Source organism: Streptococcus oralis (assembly GCF_001579025.1).
Classification (GTDB): Bacteria; Bacillota; Bacilli; order Lactobacillales; family Streptococcaceae; genus Streptococcus; species Streptococcus oralis_X.
Map to the genome: position 1 here is coordinate 370,209 of NZ_KQ970235.1, position 973 is coordinate 371,181.

Consider the following 973-nt stretch of genomic DNA (forward strand, 5'->3'; position numbering starts at 1 on the left):
AAAAGAACTGTCTAATCTTGTAAGGTAAACTCTAATTCTCGTTTGTAATTGGAGTTTTTTTGTTTATACAAACTGGATAGGCTTGTTTAGGTAGCTATCTGCAAATGCTCTCGATGTTCTTTAAAAGTATCAAGTGGAATAACGATTTTGCTTGGTATCTCTTGATATTTTATTGATTACTAAGGAGTAAAGAAAGGAAAAATAAATATGGAAACACAAGACTATGCATTTCAGCCAGGTTTGACTGTTGGAGAATTATTAAAAAGCAGTCAGAAGGATTGGCAGGCTGCAATCAATCATCGTTTTGTTAAGGAACTTTTTGCGGGGACAATTGAGAATAAGGTCTTAAAAGAATACCTGATTCAAGATTATCATTTCTTTGATGCCTTCTTATCCATGCTGGGTGCCTGTGTAGCACACGCAGACCAGCTTGAATCCAAACTTCGTTTTGCCAAGCAACTAGGCTTTCTTGAAGCAGATGAAGATGGTTATTTCCAAAAGGCTTTCAAAGAGTTAAAAGTAGCAGAGAATGACTATCTAGAAGTGACCTTGCACCCTGTAACAAAAGCCTTTCAGGAGCTAATGTATTCTGCTGTTGCTTCATCAGACTATGCTCATCTTTTAGTCATGCTGGTCATTGCAGAAGGTCTCTATTTAGACTGGGGTTCTAAAGATTTGGCTCTACCTGAAGCCTATATTCATTTGGAATGGATCAATCTCCACAGAGGTCCTTTCTTTACAGAGTGGGTTCAATTTCTGGTTGACGAACTCAATCGTGTAGGGAAAGGTAGAGAAGATTTGACAGAACTTCAGCAACGCTGGAATCAAGCAGTTGCTTTAGAATTAGCCTTTTTTGATATTGGTTATGAATTATAGGACAGATTCAATACTTTTATGTAGATTAAAAGAATGAACAGACAAACTATATAAATATATTTTCCAGTCAAATATCTTGCTAGGGCTTTCAAATTTT

General features: G+C 36.4%; 1 protein-coding gene. It reads left to right on the forward strand.

What is annotated here, in order from left to right; all coding sequences use genetic code 11:
- The first annotated feature begins 207 nt into the window (after nucleotides 1-207).
- Nucleotides 208-876 (forward strand): TenA family protein, encoded by a 669-nt coding sequence (locus SORDD27_RS01690; protein WP_061426983.1) that lies wholly within the window; start codon nucleotides 208-210, stop codon nucleotides 874-876.
- The last annotated feature ends 97 nt before the right edge of the window (nucleotides 877-973 follow it).